The following is a 19,110-nucleotide window of genomic DNA, read 5'->3' as shown; positions in this document are numbered from 1 at the left end:
CAGTGTCATCAGGCATTAGCAGAGTGTTTTTTCTTCAATAAACTTGTTGACCAGGTTCATCAACTCTTCCGCTGTCGGTTGAGCCATGGCCTGCTCTGCTAACGCTTTTGCATCTTTGAAATTCGTGTTACGGATGATTTTCTTGATGCTTGGAATAGAAATGGCACTCATGCTGAATTCGTCCAGCCCCATTCCCAATAACAGTAGTGTAGCACGTTCATCACCGGCGAGCTCTCCGCACATACCGGTCCATTTTCCTTCAGCGTGAGATGCATCGATAACTTGTTTAATAAGCGTCAGCACTGAAGGTGTCATCGGATTGTACAGGTGTGAAATCAGATCGTTACCACGATCGACAGCCAGCGTGTATTGTGTCAGATCGTTAGTGCCAATGCTGAAGAAATCAACTTCTTTAGCCAGATGATGGGCAATAGCGGCAGAGGCAGGTGTTTCCACCATGATGCCGACTTCAATTGTCTCATCAAACGCTTTGCCTTCTTCACGTAGCTGAGATTTTAGCTTTTCCAGCTCGGCTTTCAGAGTCCGCACTTCTTCCACTGAGATAACCATCGGGAACATGATCCGCAGCTTACCAAAGGCGGAAGCGCGCAGGATTGCACGTAATTGCGCATGAAGAATTTCAGGGCGGTCCATAGCGATACGGATTGCACGCCAGCCAAGGAAAGGATTATCTTCTTTCGGCAGATCCATGTACGGCAGGTCTTTATCGCCACCGATGTCCATGGTACGCACAATCACCGCCTGCTGGCCCATGGCCTCGGCCACTGCTTTATAAGCCTGAAACTGTTCTTCTTCACTGGGCAGCGATTCGCGGTCCATAAAGAGGAACTCGGTGCGGTACAAACCAACGCCTTCCGCGCCATTACGTTCGGCACCGGCTACATCCCGCACCGTACCAATATTGGCACAAACTTCAACCTGATGGCCATCGAGTGTGATTGCCGGCAGGTCCTTCAGCTTGGCAAGTTCTTTTTTCTCGGTCACATACTGAGTATGGATGGCCTTCAGTTCATCAATTTTGTCTTGTGACGGGTTGACGTAAATATTGTTATTAACGCCGTCGAGGATCAAAAAATCGCCATTTTTGACCTGATTTGTAATATTACCGGTTCCGACGATAGCGGGCAGTTCAAGAGAGCGCGCCATGATCGACGTATGCGATGTCCTGCCGCCCAAATCGGTAATAAAACCAAGGACCTTGTCCAGATTCAACTGGGCAGTTTCTGAAGGAGTGAGATCTTTTGCCACCAACAGCACTTCTTCTGCAATTGCGCTGAGATCGACGATATGCAGACCAATAATATTCTGCAACAGACGTTTACCGATATCACGGACATCGGCTGCACGTTCTTTCAGATATTCGTCATCCAGTTCTTCCAGTGCTTTTGCCTGGCCTTCAATCACAGAGTGGACAGCTGCATCGGCAGAAGCAAGATCGTCTTTAATCAGGGCAATGATTTCCTGCTCAAGCTCTTCATCTTCCAGCAACATGATGTGGCCTTCGAAGATGGCTTCTTTCTCTTCACCGAAAGTTTCTCCAGCTTTGATTTTGATCGCTTCCAGTTGCGCAGCAGCCTTGTCACGACCATCAAGAAAACGTTGGACTTCCTGTTCGGTCTGGTCGGCAGCAATTTTTTTTCGGTTGATTACTATCTCATCTTCTTTAAGCAGAAGCGCTTTGCCAAAAGCTATACCCGGTGATGCTAAAATGCCTGAAATCATAATTATACCTTTTTAATAACGGACAACTGGCATGGCTGTCACTTCTGAAACTATTGACCACATTACTCAGCAGACAAGTATTAGCGTCGAACAGGCAGGCTGATTGCTGCTGTCTGCTACTGAGCGGAGCTGGACGAAAGCAACAGCGCGGACATGCGGTCCGCGACAGATGTGGTTGCAAAAATTCCGAAGGCCCGCTCAAGAGAACGTAATACTTATTCGAGTTCCGCCATCAGTTTGACCAGATGTTCAACGGCTTTCTGCTCGTCTTCGCCTTCGGCAGACAGTGTGACCACGGTGCCCTGAGTAAGACCCAGCGTTTGTAACTTGAACAGACTTTTCGCACTGGCGGATTTGCCGTTGGAGGTCACAGTGATTTCAGAAGCAAATGCTTTCGCTTCTTTCACAAACTGAGCAGCAGGGCGGGTGTGAAGGCCGTTAGGTGCGGTAATGGTGACTTCTTGCTGGAACATTATGTTTCCCCAACTTAATTTAGTTTTGTATTGTCGTTCTAAAGCCTGAACCGACGGCCAAACTTTAGGCTGAACGTGTTGCGCTGGCATGCGTACGATGACGCGCCACAAAATGCGCTAATAAAGGTTCAGGAGGTCGCAGGTCTGAAACTGGCGTCTTTTGACTTGCGCTCCTTATACCATTATGCCGCGATTTACGTTGCTCCGCCAAACCAGTAAATCAATTTAGCTTGATCCATTTCATGGAGCGATTAATTTTGTGGTTCGAAATAATTGGAAGCTTAGATACCAGACCGCAGAGGGTAAATGCAATCAGCATGGGGCTAAAAATTTGACCTGGCCCACAAAAAAGCACCCTTAAGGGTGCTTTTTTAGAAAATTCGCAGAACAGATATCACTGTTGCAGCTCTTTCTCAGTGAAAAGATCGGCAAACAGCGCTGTGCTAAGGTAACGTTCACCAGAAGAAGGGAGGATCACCACAATGTTTTTATCTGCAAAATCGGCATTTTCCTGGAGTTTCAGTGCCGCTGCCACCGCCGCACCAGAAGAGATGCCAGCCAGAATACCTTCTTCCTGCATCAGGCGACGTGCGGTGAATATCGCCTCTTCGTTGGTGATGGTCAGCACGCGGTCGACCAGGTTAAGATCAAGATTGGCCGGGATAAATCCTGCCCCAATTCCCTGAATTTTGTGTGGGCCAGGTTTGATCTCTTCGCCTGCCAGTGCCTGTGTTATCACCGGAGAGTCAGTTGGCTCAACGGCCACAGTCAGCAAATCTTTTTTTCCTTTAGTATTTTTAATATAGCGGCTGACACCTGTCAGCGTACCGCCTGTCCCCACGCCGGCGATAAAAACATCCACATCGCCGTCTGTGTCTTGCCAGATTTCCGGGCCAGTGGTTTTTTCGTGAATTTCCGGGTTCGCAGGGTTGCTGAATTGTTGCAACAGCACAAATTTGTCGGGGTCACTGGCAACAATCTCTTCTGCTTTACTGATGGCACCTTTCATGCCTTTTGCTCCTTCGGTCAACACAAGGTTTGCTCCGAGAGCTTTGAGCAGTTTCCGGCGTTCCACACTCATGGTTTGAGGCATTGTTAATGTGAGTTTGTAACCACGTGCGGCAGCAACATAAGCCAGAGCAATACCCGTATTACCACTGGTGGGTTCCACCAGCTCAACGCCAGGTTTCAGGATGCCCCGTTTTTCCGCGTCCCAAATCATATTGGAACCGATACGGCATTTAATACTGAAACTGGGATTACGGGATTCAACCTTTGCCAGAATGCGACCATTACCGATGCGGTTCAGACGAACCAGCGGCGTATGGCCTATTGTTAACGAGTTGTCTTCATAGATCTTACTCATGGCCCATCCTTAACTGTATGAAATATTGGCATCCCTGGGAGCATACCGCGTTCAGTTTTCCTGAGAAGTGAAGAAATCGTATATACATATGTGATGCAGCAATAACGACGAATTAAAAGGCATAAGGGTCAGTATTCCCGCCCCAATGACATTTTATAGCGATCGATCCACATTGCTGTTGCGCCACATACGGCTACCGGCATGATGACCAGGTTGAGTAACGGGATCATGGTGAAGCAACTGACCAGTGCCCCGAATTGCAAATTGTCCGTTTTATGTTTTCGCAAAGCATTACGCATATTTTTGAAACTAACCCTATGATTATCGAACGGATAATCACAGTATTGCACAGACAACATCCACGCACTGAACAGGAACCACATCACAGGAACGACAGTCTGACCGATCCCCGGAACAAAACAGAGCAGCAACAGCGCTATGGCGCGGGGCAGGTACCATAGCAACTTTTGTAACTCACGTTTCATAATACGCGGAATATCCTTCACGATATCCAGCCAACCGGTATCCGGGGCGAAATTCCCTGTCAGTTTAGCCTCAAGTTGTTCTGCCAGTAGCCCACAAAATGGTGCGGCTATCCAGTTAGCGATGGTTGAGAAAAAATAACTGAACACCAACAGAATGGTAATAATGGCTACAGGCCACAGCAGATAATTCAACCATTGTAACCAACCGGGCACATAGGACATCAGCGCTGGCAGCCAGTGGCCCAGCCGGCTGAATAGCCAAAAAAAGGCTATTCCCATCAGCAGGATATTCACTATTAAAGGAACAATTACGAAACGCCGGATTCCCGGCAGATTTATCAGCTTCCAACCCTTGAAAAAATAGTAAATTCCATTCGTTTGGGTCGTCGTTTGGTGGGGGGGCATCTGCTCTTTTCCTCATTTATTGACCTGACGATGCTAGCATATTGCGGTCATTCACACTTGTTGGTGGGGTATTGGACAAAAAAATAGCAAAAAACTGTGTCGACCCACGCTTATTTGTCAGAAAATACTGCACGGACTTGCACTTGTGAACCTGGGCAAATACATTTAAGGGATAAAGTTTGCCGTGGTGGCAAGGTATTGGAAGACAGAGAGTATAATGGTGCAGGATTTGCGTCTGATATTGATCGTAGTTGGCGCGATCGCAATAATAGCGCTTTTGCTTCATGGTCTGTGGACCAGCAGCAAAGAGCGTTCGTCGATTTTTCGTGATCGTCCGCACAAACGTTTGAAGCAGGACAGAGAAGAGTCGTTTGACGATGATGACAGTGCCGGACGTTCGCGCACCACAGGCTTGCGCACGCCGTCGGAAGATGAGAACGATCGCGCTGACCATGTTGACCTTGATGTACCGCCTGCCCCGGTCGAACCCCGAACGCAACGCCAACCGGAAGTCGTTCGCGCTCCAGCGCCCGTGGTCGATCAACAGCCTCAGATTGATCCCCTGTTCGGTGCTGAATTGCCGCCAGAACCGGTGCCAGTAACTGAACCTGACACGCTCCATCTGCGACCATCTCAACCCGTCCCACCGACATCCGTGGTGAAACCCCGTCAGCCAGAACCGCAACCTGAGCTCACCTCTCAGCAAGGAAAGCTGACAGCGACTGAGGGTAACAGGCCAAAAGCTGAACGGCCTAAAGAAGCCGTGCTGGTTCTGCATGTCGGCGCACATGTTGGCGGTGTTCTGAATGGTGAATCCTTGCTCCAGGGGATTTTACAGGCGGGATTTCAGTTTGGTGAAATGAATATCTTTCATCGCCACCTGAATCCTGCGGGCAGCGGACCCGTGCTGTTCAGTCTCGCCAATATGGTCAAGCCTGGTTCATTTAACCCTGACGACATGTCTGATTTTTCGACGCCAGGCGTATCAATTTTCATGATGGTGCCATCGTATGGCGATGCAAATCAGAATTTCAAACTGATGTTACAGTCTGCCCAGCGTATTGCTGACGATGTTGGCGGTGTCGTGTTGGATGATGAACGCCGAATGATGACCCCACAAAAGCTGGAAACCTACAAAAGCCGCATTCGGGAAGTGACAGAGGCCAATGGCTGAGCACTGACTAACGGGTATTTTAATTTTCTCTCTTTATAGCCCCCGCCTGACGGGGGTTTTTTATCGTTATGGTGCCGCTATGGAATCCGTGCAAGATAAAATTACCGCCCTGCGAACCACACTCCGCCATCATGAATATCAGTATCATGTGCTCGACGCGCCGGAAGTACCGGATGCTGAATATGACCGGCTGATGGCAGAACTGCGTCAGTGGGAAGAGGCGCATCCTGAATTGATCACGCCTGATTCACCGACCCAACGTGTTGGGGCTGCCCCGCTTAGCGCCTTTGGGCAGGTACGTCATGAAGTTCCGATGTTATCACTGGATAACGTTTTTGACGAAGAAAGCTACCTTGCATTCAACAAGCGGGTACAGGATCGATTAAAGCGTGCTGATGAAATTACCTTCTGTTGTGAGCTGAAGTTGGATGGTGTTGCGGTGAGCCTGCTGTATGAGGATGGCCTGTTGGTCCGTGCGGCAACGCGTGGAGACGGTACAACAGGCGAAAATATTACGGCGAATGTTCGCACCATCCGTGCCGTGCCTTTGCGACTGATGGGCGCCAATATTCCGGCCAGAATAGAAGTTCGTGGTGAAGTCTTTATGCCACAGGCGGGATTTGAAGCGCTCAATGAAGAAGCACGCAGAACCGGTAGTAAAGTTTTCGCCAATCCACGCAATGCTGCTGCCGGCTCGTTGCGGCAGCTCGATCCCCGTATTACTGCCCGACGCCCGTTGACCTTTTTTTGTTATGGTATTGGACTTGTCGGCGATGGTGATATGCCGCGTACCCATCTGTCCCGTCTGCAACAGCTTAAACGCTGGGGATTACCGGTCAGCGAACGTATTGAACTGTGTCATACCCCGGAACAGGTGCTGACTTTTTATCGTGAGGTTGAAGAAGAACGTGCCACGTTAGGATTTGATATTGATGGGGTTGTCATCAAAGTTGATTCGCAGGAATTGCAGGAGCAACTTGGTTTTGTATCCCGTGCGCCACGCTGGGCTGTTGCCTTCAAATTTCCGGCGCAGGAGCAGATAACCACCGTGCGCGATGTGGAGTTTCAGGTCGGGCGTACTGGCGCAATAACGCCGGTGGCGCGTCTGGAGCCGGTACAGGTTGCCGGGGTGATGGTCAGTAACGCCACGTTGCATAATGCTGATGAAATTGACCGGCTCGGTCTTCGTATTGGCGATCGGGTGATCATCCGGCGCGCTGGCGATGTTATCCCACAGGTGGTTGGCGTCATAGAGTCAGGGCGTTTACAGGATGCAGGAGAAGTGGTTTTTCCATCGCATTGCCCGGTTTGTGGCTCAGACGTTGAACGCGTCGAGGGTGAAGTGGTTGCCCGCTGTACCGGTGGTCTGATTTGCGGTGCGCAGCGAAAAGGGGCGCTAAAACATTTTGTTTCACGTCGTGCAATGGATGTGGATGGGTTGGGCGAAAAAATAATCGATCAGCTGGTTGAAAAAGAGTACGTTAAAACGCCAGCAGATTTGTTCAGACTAACGCCTGGTAAGTTGACGGGCCTTGACCGAATGGGCGTCAAATCGGCACAGAATCTGGTTAATGCGCTCGAAAAAGCGAAACAAACCACCCTGGCTCGCTTTCTGTATGCTTTAGGCATCGGAGAAGTTGGTGAAGCCACGGCGGCGAATCTGGCCTCACATTTCGGTTCGCTGGAAAAGATCATCAACGCGGATGTTGAGACGTTAATTGCTGTGCAGGATGTCGGTGTGGTGGTTGCAGCACATGTACGTAACTTCATGGGGGAAGAGAGTAACCGTGAAGCGATCCGTCAGTTGATTGAAGAGGTGGGTGTTACCTGGCCTCCTGTCACGGTGGTGAATGCTGACGAAATCGACAGTCCTTTTGCAGGCAAAACGGTCGTGTTGACGGGATCATTATCGATTTTATCGCGTGATGAGGCGAAAGATCGTCTTACCGCGCTGGGCGCAAAGGTCAGCGGTAGTGTGTCGAAGAAAACCAGTCTGGTTATTGCCGGCGAGGCTGCTGGTTCCAAACTGGCTAAAGCGCTGGAACTGGGCATTGAGGTGATTGATGAAGCTGAGATGATTCGATTACTGGATAAATAACATGGAAAAAGAGCACCTTGCTGAAATAGCCAATACCGCGATGCCCTTTGGTAAATATAAAGGTCGGATGTTAATCGACCTTCCCGAACCTTATTTATTATGGTTTGCGCGCAAGGGCGAGTTTCCTGCCGGACATCTAGGTGAGCTAATGCAACTTACATTGGCGATAAAAACCGAAGGTCTTGAAGGGTTGATCAAACCCCTCAGGTCAGGTCGCTTCCCACCCTGAGCAAAAAAACAGAATGTTTGTGCTCAGGGAGTCGGTGATCTTACGCCTGATTATCAGTAGTCTGTTTAAGAAGGCGGTTTTCTCCGCCAGACGCGTCTATTTCTGTGATTTAACCAGCCTGTCTTCCTGTTGCCCCTTTTCAGCGCGTTTTTCTTCCGACTTTTTATAGCGCTGTGCCAGCACAGAACAGATCATTAACTGTACCTGATGGAAAATCATCAATGGCAGAACGATAATCCCTACCGCAGCTGAAGGGAACAGGATGTTAGCCATCGGTACGCCGTTGGCCAGACTTTTCTTTGAGCCACAGAACAGAATCGTAATTTCATCGGGGCGATTAAACCCGAAAAGACGTGCTGCCATAAGATTGATCGCCAGTACCATCAGCAAAATTCCCAGACTGCCGACCAGGATACAGAGCAGCGTACTTGCCCCGACACGGTGCCAAATCCCGTTGACGACGGCCTCACTGAAGGCGGAATAAACAACCAGCAAAATCGACGCCTGATCTGTTTTGCCAATCAGCCCACGATGCCTTTCCACCCAGCCCGCTATCCAGCGACGGGAAATGTGCCCTAACACAAATGGCAGCAACAGTTGCAGCATAATTTTGCCGATCTGTTCCAGGTTGCCACCTGCCGCGTCGTTGTGCACATTCATTACCAGCCCAACCAGCAGAGGAGAGATAAATACGCCAAGCAGGCTGGAGGCAGAGGCGCTACATACTGCAGCAGCTACATTGCCACCGGCCAGTGAAGTCAGAGCGATAGCCGACTGTACAGTGGCTGGCAGGATGCACAGGTAGAGAAAGCCGGTATATATTTCTGTGCTGACCGGTAGCGGATGCCACCAGACAAACAGTAAGCCGAGAATGGGAAACAATACGAAAGTGCTGAACATAACCCACAGATGCAGCCGCCAGTGGCCCCCGCCGGCAATGATTTTTTCCCTGGACAGTTTGGCGCCGTGCATAAAAAACAACAATGCAATGGCTGCCGTGGTAAGCCATTCAAAAAAATCCACAAAAAGACCGCGAGCGGGTATGAAAGTGGCTAACAGTACAGTGATGATGAGTTTGATCATCAGAGGATCAAGACGGAAAAAGCGCATTGTTAGTATCCGTGGAGTGAAATCAGGACGCTATTGTGCGGCGAGCAGGTTTAGAAATAAAATTGATTTATTGAATTCATATATGAAAAAAAAAGATGAATTATTCCCTACGTCAACTTCGCGTGTTTGTGGCTGTGGCGCAACAAGGCAGCTTCAGTCGAGCCGGTCAGCTTATCGGCCTCAGCCAGTCTGCCGTCAGTCACAGTATCAAAGAGCTGGAAGGGGAGGTGGGCATTCGTTTACTGGACCGTACCACACGCGAAGTGCTGCTGACGGAGGCGGGCAAACAACTGGCCAGCCGTCTTGAGCGGCTACTTGAAGAACTGAACACCACCTTGCTGGATGTCCGCAGCTACGGTCAGCAACGAAGCGGCACGGTGCGGGTTGCTGCCAGCCAGACAATTTCCGCCCATCTGATGCCGCAATGCCTGTCGGCCAGTCAGATACATTTCCCTGAAATCACCGTAATGCTTCATGACAGGCCGCAACACTGGGTATTGCAAAGTATTCGCAATGCGGAGGTTGATTTCGGCATAGTTATTGGGCCGTTACCTGTGGAAGACTTTGAATGTGAAGCCATCCTTGATGAACCTTTTCTGCTGCTGTGTCGGCAGGACGATCCTTTGGCTGTGCATTCCTTTGTTCACTGGCAAATGCTCAATCATCGTCAGCTCGTTTTACAGGATTATGCTTCCGGTAGCCGGGTATTAATTGATGACGCGTTGCGTCTGCAAAATGTTGAGGCGGAGATAGTGCAGGAAATCGGGCATCCGGCGACGCTGTACCCGATGGTGGAAGCAGGGATTGGCATCAGTATTTTGCCAGCGCTCGCGCTGCCTTTACCTCAGGGAAGGCCGTTGTTGATCAGAAGAATGGTGCCGGAAATCAACCGGACTATCATGTTGATTCGCCGCAGGAACCGCTCTCTGACGCCAGCGGCGGACGCCATATGGCAAGAGGTGCGCCAGCAGGCTGCCCTGCTGACGCAACAACGCCATGATATGCCAGCGTTTTAAATATATACATTTACTGAATTGGTGGACGTTGGACGATTTACACCATCGGCTACCTGAGAAGCGGCAGTGGTTGCTGCCTCTTTCTTATTGTCTTGCTTTTGCTGGGCAGCCTCAGCCTGCTGCTGCTCTATCTGTGCTATCTGTGCCTGTATCATCTGAATCTGGCTATCGATCACCTGTTCCTGTTCCGACTTTTGCTCATCGGTCAGGGTTGTGTCATCACTCAGACTTTTTAACTGGTTCTGTAGCTGAACGATCTGTTTATTAAGGCTGGCAATTTGTGACGTTGATCCACTGCTGCCAGAGCTTGTGGAACCGACTGAGGTGGTGGAACTGATCGTACTCATCGTTTTCTCCTTTGTAATAGACCAAAACGGTTATCGGTATATACCACAAAAGACTTTATAACCTTAATTGTAAAAAAATAGATAAGAAATTGTAATTACTGAGTTGGCAAAGGGCGAATCAGGTCACTCAAAGGATCTCTCAGGTGATTAACCAGGCCGCTTACAAAAGAAAAAAGTTAAGGCGTTTTTCCGGGCTGAGGGGCGTGCAGGATGGACCGACTTTCGCTTCGCGCTGCGGAGCGCTGCCACTGGTAAGGCTTTCTCACTGCGCTCGACATGAACTGTTTGCTGGTCAGGATTCATGGCCAGTTTTACAAAAGCAAAAAGGCACCTTTAGGGTGCCTTTTTACGCTGGTGGGTCGTGCAGGATAACTCGGCTACGCCTCGGCCTTAGGCCCGTCGCCGCTGGCAACGTTGTTTCACGTTGCTCAAACCAAACCTGCTCAGGTTCAAATCCTTCACGATTTATATCTGTATCCACTTTTAAAGTGGTGGGTCGTGCAGGATTCGAACCTGCGACCAATTGATTAAAAGTCAACTGCTCTACCAACTGAGCTAACGACCCAAAGTGGTGGGTGATGACGGGCTCGAACCGCCGACCCCCTCCGTGTAAAGGAGATGCTCTACCAACTGAGCTAATCACCCACTTTGTACTTCACATTAAAATTCATTTGAGATGGTGGGTGATGACGGGCTCGAACCGCCGACCCCCTCCGTGTAAAGGAGATGCTCTACCAACTGAGCTAATCACCCATCCCGAAGAATTCTGGTCTTGCTTTACACTGCGGACCAGACACTTTGTCTGGTGGGTGATGACGGGCTCGAACCGCCGACCCCCTCCGTGTAAAGGAGATGCTCTACCAACTGAGCTAATCACCCCCGCTGTGTGGAGTCGCATTATAGGGATCGGATGAAATGAGTCAACGCTTTTTAAAACGAAAATGTGCGTTCGTCTTAAAATTAAACAGGCTATCAGACTTTTATGCAAAAACAGCGGCCTTTTCTAATAAAGACTGTTCAGAAGCCGGGGAATGCCGTTGAGGATTCGTCTTCAGGTGGTAGAATGTTGCCCACTTTCTGTTGTTTTCTCAGATTTCATTCGGCAATCGCCGATTCTCATAGCGTAATTAAGGCAGCTGTTAATGAAAATTAAAACCCGCTTCGCACCCAGTCCAACGGGCTATCTGCACGTTGGTGGTGCCCGGACCGCACTCTACTCCTGGCTGTTCGCCCGTAATCATGGCGGTGAGTTTGTACTGCGTATTGAAGACACGGATTTGGAGCGTTCAACCCAGCAGGCTATCGACGCTATTATGGATGGCATGAACTGGCTCAGCCTCGACTGGGATGAAGGTCCGTACTATCAGACTAAACGCTTTGATCGCTATAACGCCGTGATTGATGAAATGTTGCAGGCGGGGACAGCATACAAATGTTATTGCTCTAAAGAGCGCCTGGAAACGCTGCGTGAGTCGCAGATGGCGAATAACGAAAAACCCCGTTACGACGGTCGTTGCCGCGACGGTCATCATCATCATGCGGATGACCAGCCTTACGTGGTTCGTTTTCGTAACCCGCAGGAAGGTTCGGTTATTTTCGATGACCAGATCCGTGGCCCGATCGAATTTAGCAACCAGGAACTGGATGATCTGATCATTCGCCGCACCGATGGCGCACCGACCTACAACTTCTGTGTAGTCATTGATGACTGGGATATGCAGATTACTCATGTCATTCGCGGTGAAGACCACATCAATAACACGCCACGTCAAATTAACATCCTGAAAGCTATCGGTGCACAGGTGCCGGTTTACGCTCATGTTTCCATGATCCTTGGTGACGATGGCAAGAAACTGTCTAAACGACATGGTGCCGTTGGGGTAATGCAATACCGCGATGACGGCTATTTACCCGAAGCATTGCTCAATTATCTGGTACGTCTGGGATGGTCCCACGGCGATCAGGAAATCTTCAGCATTGCAGCGATGAAGAAATTGTTCGATCTTAATGCGGTCAGCAAGTCTGCCAGCGCGTTCAATACAGAAAAGTTACAGTGGTTAAATCATCATTACATCAACAGTCTGGCACCGGAATATGTTGCCACCCATTTGCAGTGGCATATCGAACAGGAACAGATAGATACCCGTACCGGCCCTGAACTGGCGCACCTGGTAAAACTGTTAGGTGAACGTTGCAAAACCCTGAAAGAAATGGCTGCTTCCTGCCGTTATTTCTATGAAGATTTCCGGGAGTTTGATGTTGATGCGGCTAAAAAACACCTGCGTCCGGTTGCGCGTCAGCCGCTGGAGCTGGTGCGCGATAAGCTGGCTGCGGTCACCGACTGGACGGCGGAAAACGTTCATCATGCCATTCAGGCAGCGGCTGATGAGCTGGGAATTGGCATGGGTAAAGTGGGGATGCCATTACGCGTGGCAGTGACCGGCGCAGGCCAGTCTCCGGCGCTGGATGTCACGGTGCAGGCCATAGGTCAGTCCCGTTCAGTTGCCCGTATCCAAAAAGCACTGGGCTACATTACGGAACGTGAAGCACAGGCATAACCGCCAATTGAGAGAAGATGCCAGTCAGCCAAATCTGACTGGCTTTTTTGCTCTGTCAGCGGCATTAGCCAGCACGGGCTGAAGTACATCAAGAACCCGGAAAATGATATTCCCGGATCCTTTCATTTCACGATGTATTAATTAATCAGACAGCATCAAACCATTTCATTTATCGTCCTGGCCGATATTCAGCCGGGAGAGCATGCCTTGTATGCCTTCACGTAACAATAATGAGTAGAGTTGTTCCTGCTCTTCGGTGTTCATTTGTTGAATTGAGGTCATCAACAGAGCGGGAAGCGAATTTTGTGTTACGCGGTAAGTCGCGGTGGGCTCGGCAACATGCCGGGTCGACTTCAAAAAATTTCTAACGTTTTCATCAATATGAATCATACGGGCTTTACCACCCTGAACACCGGGTTTGGGCACCGTTGTCCATTGCTCTTTTTTGACCCACTTATTGATCGTTTGCCGACTGAAACCCGTTTCCTGCGCCAATTCTTCAGGCGTCAACCATTCCTTTTTCACTATGCAATATCCTTTTTGCGTTGATTTGTAACGAGTACATATTACAGGAAATTGTTGTTTGAACAACTAACAGAAAGGACTAATCAGAATGACAGAGATCAAAACAGGTAGTAGCAAAGAGAGCCTTACATCAGCGTGCGAGAGGTGCAGAGATACTGTGTGAGCGGTAATAAGCCGGGCTAACGGAAATTACACCACCGACCGATTGCGCATAAACACGGCAATGCATTCAGGAAAATCATTAGCAGAGCCGGCTGTGACGCAAAAACAGATGGCGGAATAATCAGCAGTTACACCACCGGATAGTGAAAACTGAAGCAGCAAATGCCATTAGCGGGAGCCGCATCCGAAATTTTAGCTGGCATGTTGACAGCAGGTTAAATCTTTATGCTTTTAATCAAAGATATGTTCTGTGCGTTAATTATGCGCGCATCCGGTAGCGGAAGAGGAGGGGAAAAGTCTGCCATTATCCCTGCCGTTTCGCCTGAACGGTTTATAAAGAAGCAATGTCATAATGTACAAATAATGCATTATTCATCTGATTTATCCCGGTAACAGATCCGGTGGAAATCAGGCAGATGTCGTTGCCAGCCACACTCCCTTTTATTTCCAGATTTGCTCTGCGGTGGCGGTTCGCAGTGCACTTCTTGCTGTCCAGCGCGCTATTTATCGGGTGCTTTGACGGCTTTTTCAGCGATCGGCCACAGATTGATAATTTGCCGTTGACACCCCCTGCACCGTTTCATATTATGCCCGCCGTCAGGATGACGATGTTTTTCGGTTTGGGGGTATAGCTCAGCTGGGAGAGCGCTTGCATGGCATGCAAGAGGTCAGCGGTTCGATCCCGCTTATCTCCACCAAATTTTCACCAGCAAATTTGGTAACGAAAAACAGCATTATCAAGTGGGGGTATAGCTCAGCTGGGAGAGCGCTTGCATGGCATGCAAGAGGTCAGCGGTTCGATCCCGCTTATCTCCACCAAATTTAAAAGAAGACTCTGCCCTTGCAGAGCTTTTTTGTTTTTGCTGTTACTAAATAATGCTTATAAGCCATTTGCCGCAGACGATGTTCAGCAGGCTGGCAACAAAAAAGGCGGGTCTGTGCAACAGACCCGCCTTTAGTTTTTATGGTGTGGCTTACAGGACCAGGCCTGCTATGGATGCTGACAACACACTGACCAGCGTGGAGCCGTACAGCAGTTTCAGACCAAAGCGGGATACCACATTGCCTTGCTCTTCGTTCAGACCTTTTATCGCCCCGGCCACAATGCCGATGGAAGAAAAGTTGGCAAAGGAAACCAGAAATACTGACAGGATACCTTCACCGCGAGCGGAGAGATGACCAGCCAGCTTCTGTAAATCCATCATTGCCACAAACTCGTTTGATACCAGTTTGGTCGCCATGATACTGCCTACCTGCAATGATTCAGCGGCCGGTACACCCATCATCCAGGCAACCGGATAGAACGCATACCCCAGCACACCCTGGAAGCTGATACCAAAGATGGCATCGAACAGGGCATTAATGCCGGAAATCAACGCAATAAAGCCGATTAACATCGCTGCGACAATGACCGCTACTTTAAAACCGGCCAGGATATATTCGCCCAGCATCTCAAAAAAGCTCTGACCCTGATGTAAATTACTCAGTTTCAGATCTTCTTCATTTTCAACACGATAAGGGTTGATTAATGACAGCACGATAAACGTACTGAACATATTGAGGATCAGGGCAGCCACCACATATTTTGGTTGGATCATCGTCATATACGCGCCAACAATCGACATTGATACGGTGGACATGGCCGTTGCAGCCATGGTGTATATCCGACGTTGTGACATTTTTCCCAGAATATCTTTATAGGCGATAAAGTTTTCTGATTGTCCCAAAATCAGCGAGCTTACTGCGTTAAAAGATTCCAGTTTACCCATGCCATTGAGTTTAGACAACACAGTACCAATCGCGCGAATAATAACCGGCAGGATGCGGAAGTGTTGCAGAATACCGATGAGCGCGGAGATAAACACGATTGGACACAGTACATTGAGCCAGAAGAAAGCCAGCCCTTTATCGTTCATATTACCAAAAACAAAATTTGTACCCTGGGCGGCATAAGCCAACAGCTTGTCGAACAGACCCGCAAAACTTTTGACGAATCCGAGACCGACTTCTGAATTCAGGAAGAACCACGCGAGCAGAACCTCAATCACCAGAAGCTGTATGATAAAACGCACGCGAATGTTCTTGCGATCGCTGCTGACCACCAGGGCCAGCAGCGTCACAACAACCAACGCCAAAGCAAAATGTAGAAAGCGGGACATGATTGCTCCAAATTTGAAGACTGTTATATTTCGCTGCACATTCTAAGTAACGGCTTACAGAAAAACGAGATCTAAACTGCAATATAATAATTACCTATCATGCGGTGTCAGGAATTTTTGGAAATGCCATGCGGTTAAAGAATTCCCCGTCGAGTTGTGTGGACTTATTTTGTATCCTGGAGTGAAAATTGTTGCTGAAATGTCGGCAATGGCTTACTTTATTTTGAATGAATATAGCCAATGCTATACTTTTTAGCGCCAGCTATCATGATGGTTCAGGATAATCTGCTTAGATGCGTTTGATAATCATGACCATTAAAAGGGTAATCCCATATCAGGTATACATCCGGGGAAACGATTATGTGCGACGGCCGCACCGCGGAGCAAACAGTCCGTAGCTCACGTAAGATCAAGTTTGCGCTGATGGGGCCAGCCTTCATTGCGGCAATTGGGTATATCGATCCCGGGAATTTTGCCACCAACATCCAGGCGGGCGCATCCTATGGCTACCGGCTGTTATGGGTGGTGGTTTGGGCCAATATTATGGCGATGGTCATTCAGCTGATGTCGGCCAAGCTGGGCATTGCCACGGGTAAAAATCTGGCGGAGCATATTCGTGACCGTTTTCCAAAGCCTGCCGTATGGTTTTACTGGGTTCAGGCAGAAATCATTGCGATGGCGACCGATCTGGCAGAGTTTATCGGCGCGGCGATAGGCTTTAAGCTGATTTTTGGTGTCAGTCTGTTGCAGGGGGCGGTACTAACCGGTGTGGTCACCTTTCTGATCCTGATGCTGCAAAGGCGAGGCGAGAAGCCACTTGAAGTGGTCATCGGGGGTCTTTTGTTGTTTGTGGCGGCAGCCTATGTGATTGAGCTGGTCTTTTCCCAGCCGAAATTTGGCGCGTTGATGAAGGGGGTGGTTATTCCATCACTGCCAACGTCAGATGCGGTGCTGCTGGCCGCCGGTGTGTTAGGCGCTACCATTATGCCGCATGTTATCTATTTGCATTCCTCTCTGACGCAGGGCACTGCTGGTGGGAGCCGCGCTGAGCGTTATTCTTCCACCAAACTGGATGTCGCGATTGCAATGACTATCGCCGGATTTGTTAATCTGGCGATGATGGCCACCGCTGCGGCGGCGTTTCACTTTAGCGGTCATACCGGTATTACCGAACTCGATCAGGCTTATCTGACGCTGGATCCCTTGTTGGGAAGGGCTGCATCCCTGGTCTTTGGACTCAGTTTGCTGGCCGCAGGACTCTCCTCTACCGTGGTGGGAACCATGGCAGGGCAGGTAGTGATGCAGGGTTTTATCCATATGCGTATTCCATTACTGGTGCGCAGGGTAGTAACAATGCTTCCCTCTTTTATTGTGATCGTTGCTGGCTGGGAGCCGACGCGTATTCTGCTAATGAGCCAGATCCTGCTCAGTTTTGGCATTGCACTGGCGTTGGTTCCCCTGTTGGTTTTCACCGGTAATCGTCAACTGATGGGTGAGATGGTCAATTCTTCACTGATGCAGAACACAGGCAGGATCATCGTGCTACTGGTGATCTCGCTCAATCTTTATCTGCTGATCTCAATGGTACTGTGAACAGGTAAATGCAGAAAATGCCGCCTGCAACAGGCGGCAGACAATGACAGGATCCCTCTTTTTGCCATCAGCATTAAGGCCAGCGATTGTCATAACCTTCGTCATGAAAGCGTTCATGTTCGTGCCATCGGTGTTCCTGCTCCCATTGATGTCGACGTCGCCATTCTTCATGTTGCAACCACTCCTCATGGCGACGCCATTCCTCGTGACGACGCCATTCCTCGTCATGACGCCAGCGTTCTTCGTCGTCAGGGTAGTGATTATGCCAGTCGCGCTGATCACACCATCTTTCGCCATCCCAGTAGCGACCACGCGGATCGCGATCGCCGATATGCAGTTCTACGCCGGGGGCCAGCATAAGGTTGGCACTGTCAGCCTGTGCTCTGTGCAGAGCTAACGGAGATAAACTCGACAGCAAAGTAGCAATAAGAACAAAGCGTTTCATTTTCTCTCCTTATCAACGGCACTGTGGCTCCGCTGTGTGAGCAGCTTATATAAGAGATTGCTCTTGTTGCGCCTGGGAGAATCTTAATATGCGCGCCAAACGATAAATTGGGAATTATCCGTAGGCCCGCCGCGAGGAGCAGCGGGAGGAGGGCTATTTCAGGATCTGCTCAATCTGATCCAGTTCAGCCTTGCTGAAGTCGCGTTGAGACAACATATCGATAGCATCATCGATCTGGCTGGTCTTGCTTGCACCAATCAGTACGGAGGTAACACGATTGTCGCGCAGCACCCAGGCAAGAGCCATTTGCGCGAGTTTCTGGCCGCGTTGTTGGGCCAGCGTGTTTAGCTGGCGCACGCTGTTCATTTTTTCTGACGTTAACCGATCGCTACTGAGAAATGGACTGGCGCTGGCCGCCCTGGAATCCTGCGGAATGCCCTGCAAGTATCGATCGGTCAAAATACCTCCTGCCAGAGGGGAAAAGGCAATACTGCCTACTCCCCGGGTGCTTAACAGATCCAGCAGACCATTTTCCGGCGAGCGCTCGAACATTGAATATTTCGGCTGATGTATAAGGCAGGGCGTGCCAAGTTCATGCAGCATGGTGATCGCCCTGTCTGCAAGTTCAGCCGGATAATTTGACAGCCCGATATAGAGTGCTTTGCCCTGACGCACGATATGATCCAGTGCAGTCATGGTCTCTTCAAGCGGGGTTTCCGGGTCAGGACGATGGTGATAAAAAATATCAACATAATCCAGCCCCATGCGTTTCAGACTCTGATGAATGCTGGCAATCAGGTACTTACGGGACCCCCAGTCGCCATAGGGGCCATCCCACATGGTATAACCCGCTTTGGAAGAGATAATCAGCTCATCGCGCAGGGAATGAAAATCTTCACGCATAATGCGGCCAAAATTCTCTTCCGCCGATCCTGGCGGTGGGCCGTAGTTATTGGCGAGATCAAAATGAGTGATACCGTTATCAAAAGCATGACGTAGCAGTTCACGGCTGTTATCCATGCGGGTACTGTCGCCAAAGTTGTGCCACAACCCGAGTGAAATAGCTGGCAGCTTCAGCCCACTGTGGCCGCAGCGATGATAACGCATTGTCTGATAGCGTTTACTGGTTGGTTGATAAACCATGAGTACATCCTGTGAGTAGCGGTGGTGGTTGGTCGGTAAATCAGGCAGTGTATACGTTTACATCGAATCACAATGGGCT

Annotated in this window: 16 protein-coding genes, 6 tRNA genes and 1 other RNA gene; 8 read left to right on the top strand and 15 right to left on the bottom strand. The window is 49.6% G+C overall.

Annotation, left to right across the window (positions count from 1 at the left end; genetic code table 11):
* Positions 1-15: 15 nt before the first annotated feature.
* From ptsI to cysZ, 4 genes are all read right to left on the bottom strand, one after another.
* Positions 16-1,743, bottom strand: a complete 1,728-nt coding sequence (gene ptsI, locus EB241_RS01665) for a phosphoenolpyruvate-protein phosphotransferase PtsI (protein WP_124231479.1) — start codon at positions 1,741-1,743, stop codon at positions 16-18.
* Between the two features lie 215 nt (positions 1,744-1,958).
* Positions 1,959-2,216 (bottom strand): phosphocarrier protein Hpr, encoded by a 258-nt coding sequence (gene ptsH / locus EB241_RS01660; protein WP_034916267.1) that lies wholly within the window; start codon positions 2,214-2,216, stop codon positions 1,959-1,961.
* A 394-nt stretch (positions 2,217-2,610) separates the two neighbouring features.
* On the bottom strand, positions 2,611-3,582 hold the full coding sequence (gene cysK / locus EB241_RS01655; protein WP_124231478.1) for a cysteine synthase A: 972 nt from the start codon (positions 3,580-3,582) through the stop codon (positions 2,611-2,613).
* 128 nt (positions 3,583-3,710) lie between these two features.
* Positions 3,711-4,472 carry a sulfate transporter CysZ gene (gene cysZ, locus EB241_RS01650; protein WP_124231477.1) on the bottom strand — a complete coding sequence of 254 codons (762 nt, stop codon included), beginning with the start codon at positions 4,470-4,472 and terminating at the stop codon, positions 3,711-3,713.
* A gap of 217 nt (positions 4,473-4,689) precedes the next feature.
* Here cysZ and zipA point away from each other — a divergent pair, with 217 nt between their 5' ends.
* From zipA to EB241_RS01635, 3 genes are all read left to right on the top strand, one after another.
* Positions 4,690-5,646 (top strand): cell division protein ZipA, encoded by a 957-nt coding sequence (gene zipA, locus EB241_RS01645; RefSeq protein WP_124231476.1) that lies wholly within the window; start codon positions 4,690-4,692, stop codon positions 5,644-5,646.
* Positions 5,647-5,725: 79 nt separating this feature from the next.
* A complete protein-coding gene (gene ligA, locus EB241_RS01640; RefSeq protein ID WP_124231475.1) occupies positions 5,726-7,744 on the top strand; it encodes an NAD-dependent DNA ligase LigA in 2,019 nt (672 codons plus the stop codon).
* A gap of 1 nt (position 7,745) precedes the next feature.
* On the top strand, positions 7,746-7,973 hold the full coding sequence (locus EB241_RS01635; RefSeq protein ID WP_124231474.1) for a DUF3820 family protein: 228 nt from the start codon (positions 7,746-7,748) through the stop codon (positions 7,971-7,973).
* Positions 7,974-8,069: 96 nt separating this feature from the next.
* Here the strand turns inward: EB241_RS01635 and EB241_RS01630 are convergent, their stop codons facing one another.
* Positions 8,070-9,083 carry a bile acid:sodium symporter family protein gene (locus EB241_RS01630; protein WP_124231473.1) on the bottom strand — a complete coding sequence of 338 codons (1,014 nt, stop codon included), beginning with the start codon at positions 9,081-9,083 and terminating at the stop codon, positions 8,070-8,072.
* Between the two features lie 95 nt (positions 9,084-9,178).
* Here EB241_RS01630 and EB241_RS01625 point away from each other — a divergent pair, with 95 nt between their 5' ends.
* The gene (locus EB241_RS01625; RefSeq protein ID WP_124231472.1) at positions 9,179-10,099 is read left to right on the top strand and encodes a LysR family transcriptional regulator; all 921 of its coding nucleotides are present in this window, start codon (positions 9,179-9,181) and stop codon (positions 10,097-10,099) included.
* On the opposite strand, the gene EB241_RS01620 is transcribed toward EB241_RS01625, so the two are convergent.
* From EB241_RS01620 to EB241_RS01595, 6 genes are all read right to left on the bottom strand, one after another.
* Entirely contained in the window at positions 10,096-10,446 is a 351-nt protein-coding gene (locus tag EB241_RS01620; protein ID WP_124231471.1) for a FlxA-like family protein, read from the bottom strand. The genes EB241_RS01625 and EB241_RS01620 overlap by 4 nt on opposite strands.
* Positions 10,447-10,798: 352 nt before the next feature.
* Positions 10,799-10,922: non-coding RNA, RtT sRNA (locus EB241_RS01615), on the bottom strand.
* A gap of 13 nt (positions 10,923-10,935) precedes the next feature.
* Positions 10,936-11,011 (bottom strand) — tRNA-Lys (locus EB241_RS01610).
* Between the two features lie 4 nt (positions 11,012-11,015).
* A tRNA-Val gene (locus tag EB241_RS01605) sits at positions 11,016-11,091 on the bottom strand.
* Between the two features lie 32 nt (positions 11,092-11,123).
* A tRNA-Val gene (locus EB241_RS01600) sits at positions 11,124-11,199 on the bottom strand.
* A 50-nt stretch (positions 11,200-11,249) separates the two neighbouring features.
* Positions 11,250-11,325, bottom strand: a tRNA-Val gene (locus tag EB241_RS01595).
* 263 nt (positions 11,326-11,588) lie between these two features.
* Between EB241_RS01595 and gltX the strand changes: the two genes are divergently transcribed.
* Positions 11,589-13,004, top strand: coding sequence for a glutamate--tRNA ligase (gene gltX / locus EB241_RS01590; RefSeq protein WP_124231470.1), 1,416 nt, complete (start codon positions 11,589-11,591; stop codon positions 13,002-13,004).
* 165 nt (positions 13,005-13,169) lie between these two features.
* On the opposite strand, the gene EB241_RS01585 is transcribed toward gltX, so the two are convergent.
* Positions 13,170-13,529, bottom strand: a complete 360-nt coding sequence (locus tag EB241_RS01585) for a YfeC-like transcriptional regulator (RefSeq protein WP_124231469.1) — start codon at positions 13,527-13,529, stop codon at positions 13,170-13,172.
* Positions 13,530-14,313: 784 nt separating this feature from the next.
* Between EB241_RS01585 and EB241_RS01580 the strand changes: the two genes are divergently transcribed.
* Together EB241_RS01580 and EB241_RS01575 are read left to right on the top strand one after the other, a co-directional pair.
* Positions 14,314-14,389 (top strand) — tRNA-Ala (locus tag EB241_RS01580).
* A gap of 45 nt (positions 14,390-14,434) precedes the next feature.
* Positions 14,435-14,510: transfer RNA gene (locus EB241_RS01575), tRNA-Ala, on the top strand.
* 155 nt (positions 14,511-14,665) lie between these two features.
* Here the strand turns inward: EB241_RS01575 and EB241_RS01570 are convergent.
* Complete coding sequence (locus EB241_RS01570) at positions 14,666-15,850, bottom strand: NupC/NupG family nucleoside CNT transporter (protein WP_124231468.1); 1,185 nt, start codon at positions 15,848-15,850, stop codon at positions 14,666-14,668.
* Positions 15,851-16,210: 360 nt separating this feature from the next.
* Here EB241_RS01570 and EB241_RS01565 point away from each other — a divergent pair, with 360 nt between their 5' ends.
* Positions 16,211-17,443: an Nramp family divalent metal transporter gene (locus tag EB241_RS01565; protein WP_124231467.1), complete on the top strand. Its 1,233-nt coding sequence runs from the start codon at positions 16,211-16,213 to the stop codon at positions 17,441-17,443.
* Positions 17,444-17,516: 73 nt separating this feature from the next.
* Here EB241_RS01565 and EB241_RS01560 read toward each other — a convergent pair whose 3' ends face one another.
* Together EB241_RS01560 and mgrA are read right to left on the bottom strand one after the other, a co-directional pair.
* Positions 17,517-17,888: a DUF2502 domain-containing protein gene (locus EB241_RS01560; protein ID WP_124231466.1), complete on the bottom strand. Its 372-nt coding sequence runs from the start codon at positions 17,886-17,888 to the stop codon at positions 17,517-17,519.
* A 153-nt stretch (positions 17,889-18,041) separates the two neighbouring features.
* The gene (gene mgrA, locus EB241_RS01555) at positions 18,042-19,031 is read right to left on the bottom strand and encodes an L-glyceraldehyde 3-phosphate reductase (RefSeq protein WP_124231465.1); all 990 of its coding nucleotides are present in this window, start codon (positions 19,029-19,031) and stop codon (positions 18,042-18,044) included.
* Positions 19,032-19,110: the final 79 nt, after the last annotated feature.

This window comes from Erwinia psidii (genome assembly GCF_003846135.1).
Classification (GTDB): Bacteria; Pseudomonadota; Gammaproteobacteria; order Enterobacterales; family Enterobacteriaceae; genus Erwinia; species Erwinia psidii.
This window is presented reverse-complemented; position numbering and strand designations above follow the sequence as displayed.